At 55.7% G+C, this 3,576-nt stretch carries 5 protein-coding genes; 1 reads left to right on the top strand and 4 read right to left on the bottom strand.

The annotated features are described in order from the left end of the window. A partial coding sequence (locus tag LN415_09670) for a DUF99 family protein (protein ID MCJ2557353.1) occupies positions 1–352 on the top strand: 352 nt, incomplete at its 5' end. A 2-nt stretch (positions 353–354) separates the two neighbouring features. Here the strand turns inward: LN415_09670 and LN415_09665 are convergent. From LN415_09665 to LN415_09650, 4 genes are all read right to left on the bottom strand, one after another. Then, positions 355–1,386 carry an mRNA surveillance protein pelota gene (locus tag LN415_09665; GenBank protein ID MCJ2557352.1) on the bottom strand — a complete coding sequence of 344 codons (1,032 nt, stop codon included), beginning with the start codon at positions 1,384–1,386 and terminating at the stop codon, positions 355–357. Positions 1,387–1,664: 278 nt separating this feature from the next. Beyond that, positions 1,665–2,897: a translation initiation factor IF-2 subunit gamma gene (locus tag LN415_09660; protein ID MCJ2557351.1), complete on the bottom strand. Its 1,233-nt coding sequence runs from the start codon at positions 2,895–2,897 to the stop codon at positions 1,665–1,667. Further along, positions 2,894–3,289: a 30S ribosomal protein S6e gene (locus tag LN415_09655; protein MCJ2557350.1), complete on the bottom strand. Its 396-nt coding sequence runs from the start codon at positions 3,287–3,289 to the stop codon at positions 2,894–2,896. Before LN415_09655 ends, LN415_09660 begins: the two co-directional genes overlap by 4 nt. A 47-nt stretch (positions 3,290–3,336) precedes the next feature. Continuing rightward, a partial coding sequence (locus LN415_09650; protein ID MCJ2557349.1) for a hypothetical protein occupies positions 3,337–3,576 on the bottom strand: 240 nt, incomplete at its 5' end.

Here is a 3,576-nt window from a genome sequence, read left to right as displayed (position 1 = left end):
GATCGCTCTGGGCGGGTTCAACGTGGTGGACATCGGCAAGCTGAGCGAGGATGTCGGGATCCCTGTCGCAAGCATCAGCAGGAAACGTCCGGATATGGAATCGATCAGGATCGCGCTCGAGAAGAAGTTCGATGATTGGAAGGAAAGGTTCAAGCTCATCTCAAAGAACGAGATCAAGAAGGTGGAGACAGAGTACAGTCCCATCTATGTGCAGCACGTCGGCATAGGCTTCGCCGAACTGAAGGGCACGATTAGGAAATCTACCGTGAGAGGCGCTCTTCCCGAGCCCATCCGGGTGGCCCACCTGATAGTCACCGCCTTCAAGCGTGGAGAGTCGTACGGACGGGCATAGTGCTAGATCTTGTAGCGCAGAAGGGCGGCCAGCCCTCCGAGCGACAGGAGCTTCTTTCCCGCCTCGTGACGGCTGCTAACGATGACGACCTTGCCTTTGGCTCTTTCCGCCCCCTTCATCAGGGCCTCTCTCTTCTCGTCCCTTATCGAGTCCTCCGTGACGAGCAACGTTTCGATCGCTCCCATGTCAATGGCTTTGGAGACCTCCTCCTCTCCATAGGCGTATGCCCCCTCCTTCGAGATCTCCGAAAGCACCTCCTCAACGAGCCTCGTCTCCGTGGCGACCTTGCTGTCGAGGAGCGCCTGCTCTCCCATGCCACGCTTGAGGGCTTCCTGGATCCCCGCCATACCAGCCGAACCCGTGACAATCGTGTAGCCCTTCTCGAAGGTCTCTGCCGACTTCCTCTTGCCGTAGTCGAAGAAGTCCTTCCTCGTGAAGCCTGGACCGACAACGATGAGGATGCCCGTCTGCTCCAGAGACTTGGTCGTGTCAAGGATCTCGGAGAAGTAATCCTCCTTCGTAGCGGGACTCTTGAACTGTTTTCCAGATCCGGGTCCTCTGATCGTGGCTATCTCCCTAATCGCGTACTGATGCATCTGCGCTAGGAGCGCCGACTCGTCGTCCATCGAAACGAACGTGATCAGAGGTTGCAGTGTGGATGCAACGGCCTCCTCTATCCTTCTCAGATGTGAGTCCTTCCAGTCCTTCACTACGCTGATGTTGTCCCTCAGAGTGACGTTGAATGTATGGTAGGAGCCAATCTCCTCGGAGCCCGTCTCGATGGTCCCCCGTATCCTGAGCCTGTCTGTGAAGTCATGGAACTCTGCCTTCTGTACGCGGATGCCGAGCCTGACCCTCTTCTTGCCCATTCTCTCCGGTCTCAGCTTGTCTGTCAACTGATCATCCCTGCGGAACGTCATGGCAACGACCAGATCTCCCTCCTCGATCAGATTGTAGAGATGCCACAGGTCGTCCATGGTCTGAATGAGCAATTTGATGTTGCCCTTCTTATCGTCCCTGAAAAGGACCTTCATCCAGCTTTCCTCAGGCTTTGAATGAGAATACTCTATTTCTTTCTATCGGGAATGCAAGAAGGCGAGACGGGCAGGCAGTTACTACCGAATCCAGTGTGATCCAGGTTCTTCCTGACGCGTGCCACCTTTGGGTTCAGGATTAGAGCGCACCCTTTGTCCCAGCGTGCATATTGCTGAGTGGTCTTACCACTACCCGTCTCAGTATTCGCTATTCGGTTGAGACAAGATAAAACTTTCCGACAAGGTAGGTTTCCTGAGAATCAGACATGACCCTCTGATCACTGAATGATTCCGTATCCTATCAAGCGCCATCTCCCGCCTATCCTCCGCGAAATGGCGATGCGCTGGCCCGGTTCCGCGCTTATCCGGATCTTGAGCGCGATGTCACTAAGCTGTTCTCGGGCGCTTGTCACGATGCCGACGGTCGTGGCGGTTCCCACGTTCAGCATCAGCGGCTCGTTCGTCTTGATGTTGTCAACTTCGAGTTCCTCCGCCGCGCCGACCACCCGCTCAAGGAGGTTTATCTCTAGTGTCAGGGATTTCAGCACGTCTGGAAGTGCCTTTTCCGCCCCCGCGACCCTTCCCGTCAGCGAGTCCGACTTCACCAGCGAGGGATCGAGTTCCGTACCCACGGCTATCAGCCCGCCCGGTCCAACCTCATCCCTCTGCGCCCCCCCGGAGACGAGAGAGGTCACCTTGCTCTTGATCGGATCCCAAACCATCTCTCCAGAAACCTCCCGCTTGAAGCCCGGAGTGATGAAGATGTCGTCCCCGACCTTTATTCTCCCCTGTGTCAGGGAACCGCCTATGACTCCGCCCCGCAGCTTCTTCGGAGACGTCCCAGGGACGTTTATGTCGAACGATCTGGCCACATTCATCTTCGGAGGTGCGTCGAGATCCCTGTCCGCAGTGGGTATTCTCTTTTCCATCTCCATTATGAGAACGTCGATGTTTATGTGATGGTGGGCCGAGAGAGGCACAATCGGTGAATTCTCAGCAATGGTCCCGTCAATGAAGGATCGGATCTCCTCGTAGTTCTCTCGACTCCTTTCTTGATCGACGATGTCTATCTTGTTCTGGACGATCACTATGTTCTCAACACCCGTGATGCTCAGCCCCATCAGGTGCTCCTTCGTCTGCGGCTGAGGACACTCCTCATTAGCAGCGACGAGAAGCAGGGCGCCGTCCATTATCGCAGCTCCTGAGAGCATGGTCGCCATCAGCGTCTCGTGTCCGGGAGAGTCAACGAAGCTCACAGCTCTAAGGAACTCCCCCTTCGTTCCACACTTGGGACATTCAGGTTCCACGGAGTAGCATTCGGGCTCCGGGCAGTCCGGGCATTTGTAGAATGAAGCATCGGCATATCCAAGCCTGATGGATATCCCCCTCTTGATCTCCTCGGAATGCCTGTCCGTCCACTCCCCTGTGAGCATCTTCGTGAGGGTTGTCTTTCCATGGTCAACGTGACCGATCATCCCTATGTTCGCCTCGGGCTGGACGGGAACATTCATTCCGTGGCCTCTCGTGCCTTCAGGCTGTCCTCAATCGACCGGGGGCCCCTCTTTGTCACACGCAGGTTGAGCTGTGATATCTCTTGGGAGATCGCATTCCCGCGAAACGTTTTCCGTTTTCTCACGCCCTTGTCCTTCGGCTTGAATCCGACGCCCTTCGTGACAAGGACACTCTTCCTCCTTCCGCCCGGGATGTCCCTCCTCATGGGCGTTCCGGTCTTGTCCGATCCACCTGTGATCCTGAGCTTGTATCCTGGAAGGTCAACGAAAATGCCGTCAATCTCCTCTCCGATCTTCTTTCCGATGAGGGAGTTCGCCTGGTGTCCCCCAATCGTTGTGGAGTAGCTTATGCCCTTCTTCGGGTCCGCGATGATAGCCTTGAACTCAACCAATCCAACACCTTGCCCTCGCACTAATGCCATCTTCGTTTAAATAGATTTCAGTCTGCACCAGTAAGCCCGAGTATGCTGTCTGCCTCGTTGAGGACTCCCAGTGCGAGCCTTGCCTCGGTCATCCTCAACTCGTCTGGTGATGTCTTCTCACTTCCGGCGAAGTCCAACAGTGCCCTGATTGCACCCGGAGTGCCGAAATCATTGTCCATCGAGTCCATGAACCTCTTCCTGTAGTGGGCAATCTCTTCTTCCACGGAGCTCCTCGGCTCTCCATCCCTCTCCACTTC

The organism is Candidatus Thermoplasmatota archaeon (assembly GCA_022848865.1).
In the GTDB taxonomy this organism is placed as follows: domain Archaea; phylum Thermoplasmatota; class Thermoplasmata; order RBG-16-68-12; family JAGMCJ01; genus JAGMCJ01.
The sequence above is the reverse complement of the archived record's forward strand: the minus strand, read 5'-3'. Positions and strand labels throughout refer to the sequence as shown.